Annotated in this window: 1 protein-coding gene; it reads left to right on the top strand. The window is 47.3% G+C overall.

Going from position 1 to position 4567, the window contains the following annotated elements:
- Positions 1-739 precede the first annotated feature (739 nt).
- Positions 740-3853, top strand: a complete 3114-nt coding sequence (locus WG8_RS20990; protein ID WP_007432262.1) for a glycosyl hydrolase — start codon at positions 740-742, stop codon at positions 3851-3853.
- Positions 3854-4567: the final 714 nt, after the last annotated feature.

Raw genomic sequence — 4567 nt, 5'->3', positions numbered from 1 at the left:
GTTGCCCCTGAATTTTTTGGATTGAATAACCCCTTACAGGGTTAAAATTCAGGGGCAAAGGCGAACGCTTACGCTTCTCCAGATTCAACCCCTCCGCTCCGCTGCTGCCCGCAACAAAGTCACTCATTTTTCCGAAATGTGGTGGAGCATGGGGAAGGACGAAAAGACTTAAAGACTTGAAGACTAAAGACTTGAAGATTCTATACTTAAAGATTCAAAGATTCAAAGCTTACTATTTAAAGATTCAAATTATAGGATCTGAAGGGCTAAAAAGCCTGGAGGATCTTTTTTTTATACTTAACATTTAGCAGGCGAATGATTAATAGGATGAATAACTTATGCAATGAACACCTGATGATGTGAATGTTTTATGGGGTGAATGAAAGCCTAGTGCTGCAAGTTTTGGATCACCTAGTCCTTAAGTCGCATTTACGTGATTGATTACGTTTTCAATACGAAAATACGAAACAATGATTTTCTAGAAATTCTCCAGAAAACCATATAACACAATTGTGTATATTTGGGCCTTTCGTCCTTTTTTCTTTTTGGATTTTCAGGGCCTTTCGCCTCATTTAGTTGAAAAATAGCGATAAAAGGATTGACCTGGAAATCGGGATGAAGCACAATGTAGTCGAATCCCGATTGGAAGAAATGGGAAAATCATTGCAGCATAAGGGATCGAAGACTTGAAAGGAGGATCAGTGTAAGGGATTAAAGAATATAAAGGAGGATGTAAGTTATGAAAAAAAAGTTGTTATGTTTGTTAAGTGCCAGCCTGATATGTTTGGCTGCGCCGGTTTCTACTAAAGCCTTTTCGGGGGAGGTTACGCAAGGTGCTGGCTCATATTCAACGACACTGCCTGCCGGAGCAGCTACTCCGCAAAACGAAATTTACAAAACAGCGAATGTAACCGGCGCGATGCCTACCAATGACTGGTGGAGCAGTCTGGCCTGGGTATCTCATTCTGAGGCCCAGTATCCCCACCCCATTGCCCTGAAAAATCAGCAAAATGGCTTGCGTATCTTTAACCCGAGCGGGAAAATTACTGTAAATCCGGGATTTGTAGCAGGCTGGATGGATGAAAAGAACGATTTTACCATTGGTCATTCTGCGGCTGCTTCATTTCCGGATGCCAAGGTAGACGGCTTCAGTGATTGGTTTGTCAAATCATTATTTCAAAGCGGTAGCAACAAAATGAGCGCTACCTACGGACACGGTTCCCCATATGTTTATTTTGAGTTTGGCGGCGGCAATCCCAAGCTCTCATTTAATGAGGTCCCGGAGGTCTGGTCCGGGTCAGCCAACTCCCCTGTGCTTGGCATTACGATCAATGGCTCACACTATGGCCTGTTCGGTCCTTCCGGCAGCACCTGGTCCGGCTTGGGAACGAATACGCTGGTCAATCAGCTGAACGGGAAAAACTATTTTACAGTGGCAGCTTTGCCTGACAAAACAGCGGAAACCTTGGACAAATTTCAGCAATACGCCTATTCTTTCGTTACAAACTCCAAAGCGCAGTACAGCTATAACAAAGGCTCTTCCGAGGTAACGACCACTTTTAACGTTACAACAACAGCGAAGGAAGGTACACAAGCCGGTACTATTTTTGCCTTGTATCCACATCAGTGGAAAAATTCATCACAGCCCCTGCTTGGCTACACGTATAATTCTGTACGCGGTCTGATGAAAACGGCAGAAGGTACTTCTTTTCAAACGAAGATGAAATTTTCAGGGGTACTCCCTTCCCTGCCTGACTTAGGGTCTTATGATAAAAATACGCTCAACAGCTATGTAAACGAAGCGAAAGCGGAAAGCTACTCCGGCGACGGGGACACGTACTGGACAGGGAAACGTCTGGGCAAGCTGGCAGCTTTGGCGCCGATCGCCGACCAGGTTGGTAATACCGCAGCAGCGACCCAGTTCCGCAATGAAATCAAAAGTCGGCTGCAGGACTGGTTTAAGGCCAGTGACAGCTCGGGGAATCTGAAAAGCTCCAGTCTATTTGTGTATAACAACAATTGGGGGACATTGATCGGTTATCCCGACAGCTTTGGCAGTTCACTGGAATTAAATGACCATCATTTCCATTATGGCTACTTTATTAAGGCAGCGGCCGAAATTGCGCGTGTAGACAAGAACTGGGCATCCGATTCCCAATGGGGACAAATGGTGCAATTGCTCATTCGCGATATTGCCAATACCGACAGATCTGATTCGAAATTTCCGTATTTGCGTAATTTTGATCCCTATGCCGGGCACACCTGGGCTTCCGGACATGCCAAATTTGGCGATGGCAACAACAATGAATCCTCCTCAGAGGCGATGAATGCCTGGGCTGGCGTTATTTTATGGGGCGAGGCCACAGGAAATACGAAAATTCGTGATTTGGGTATTTATCTATATACAACGGAAATGAATGCGATTAACGAATATTGGTTTGATGTGAATGGCACAAACAACCCTGCAGGAATGGGAAGCGCGACGGCAAGCATGATCTGGGGCGGTAAAACGGTGGGGAATGCAACATGGTGGACCAGTAATCCCGCAGAGGTGCACGGTATCAATTGGCTTCCAATCACCTCTGCATCCCTTTACTTGACGCAATATCCGGAGTATACGGCTAAAAATTATAACGATCTGCTGAAAAAGAGCGGTGGGAATTTTAGTCCGTGGGAAGATATAGTGTATATGTACAGAGCGATCTCGGACTCATCCGAGGCCAAGGACAAATTCAGTGCACGCGCGGCGGCCATGACACCGGAGGCTGGGAATTCCAAGGCGAATGCCTACCACTGGATCTACAATTTGGATGCAATAGGCAACATCGACCGCAGCGTCACAGCCAATACACCTATTTATGCCGTTTTCAATAAAAACGGAGTGAAAACCTATGTAGCCTACAACTTTACCAATCAGGTCAAAACAGTAACCTTCTCGGATGGACACAGCATTACCGTGCAGCCTAACAGTTTTAATACCGGAAATGGAAGTGATGGCGGCAATACCGAGCCTGATACACAGGCTCCATCCAGCCCGGCAAATGTGCGGACTGCGAGCAAAACGTCTTCGGCGGTTACTCTGGAATGGAATGCAGCCACAGACAATGTTGGCGTTACGGGCTATATCGTTTATAAGGACGGAGCTCAGGCGGCAGAGGTAAGCGGTACTTCCGCTTCAATTACAGGCCTGAAGGCAGCTACCTCGTACAGCTTTACCGTTAAGGCTCGGGATGCAGCCGGGAACCTGTCTGCGGCCAGCAATGCTGTAGAGGTAACTACGGAGGCAGCATCTGGCGGTGGTAATGACGGTGGCGGAGAAACGAAGGATTACACCGCACAAGCCCGTTTTGTCAGCGACAGCGAAGCACTGCTTCAATTTACACCCAAAACAGCCTCCGCCTATGTTGATGTGCATTATGTTTTGTCCGGTGGTCAACAGCTCAATTACCGCATGACAAACAACAGCGGCATCTGGGAGCAGCGGGTTACAGGCCTCAACAACGGGGCGGTCGTCAGCTACTGGTTTACTTATGAAAAAGCGGGAGCGCAATATGACACCCCTAAGGCGAGTTATACGCATCAGGCTGCCCCTACTACAACGACAGGGATTTCCAAAATTTCCGCTACCGAGGCGTTGATTACGTTCCGGCCGGAGAGTACATCGGCATTTGCGGATGTCCACTATACGGTGTCCGGCGGCGATCAAATGAATTATCACATGACGAAGAACAATGGAGCCTGGGAACAAAAGGTCAGTGGACTTTCATCCGGCCAGGTCATCAGCTACTGGTTCACCTATGAAAAAGATGAATTGGCACATGACACCCCTAAGGCAAGTTATACCCATCTATAGGCTAATATTCAGGGCTTAATCCTTGATAAATATGAAATGACGAAAATATTCCAGAATATTGGGCCCGAGATCTAAACGCGACAGATAGCGATTTAAAGAAAGACACGGAGTAAGCAAACAGTGCTTCTCCCGTGTCTTTTTTTGTTTTTTTCAGGGTCGTAATACTTTCGCCATGTTCGCGAGGTCAGGTGTGCGCGATAATGATGAAGGTTGATGCAGGAAGATATTACCGAGGCGAGGATTTCCAAAGGTCCCGCAGTGCCTGCCCGTATCGGGTGAGGTATCCTGTAAATCTTGCGCATCCACCAACATTAGGGTTCGATTCCCAATCGCCTTCCACGCGACTTCTGGTAGAGTATTCGAATGGTCGAATAAAAACTATGAAAAGACCCGGATGAGAGCATCCCATGTCTGGTCTCGATGACAGATGCCGAAGCGATGGCTATGCGACAAGCGGATACCGGAGAGAGCAAGCGCCGACATGGCCCGAGGCTTCGGGGGATAGTGTTTCACAGTCGATGTTGGGCTGATGAATCCTATTCCCAGAACACGGGAGCAGGTGGCACCTTCCTTTTTCCTTAAGCTTGGCCCCGCCGTCCACACCGGAGGGATGCTCTGCAAGGGTCACTAACCCTGCTACAACGAATAAAAATAAAAAATCCTCATTTTAAAAGTGTGTTGTTTTTAAGGCGGGCAGCAGCGATCGGAAGATCA

The organism is Paenibacillus sp. Aloe-11, from assembly GCF_000245715.1.
In the GTDB taxonomy this organism is placed as follows: domain Bacteria; phylum Bacillota; class Bacilli; order Paenibacillales; family Paenibacillaceae; genus Paenibacillus; species Paenibacillus kribbensis.
Note: the sequence above shows the minus strand (reverse complement) of the source record. Positions and strands in the feature narration are given on the sequence as shown.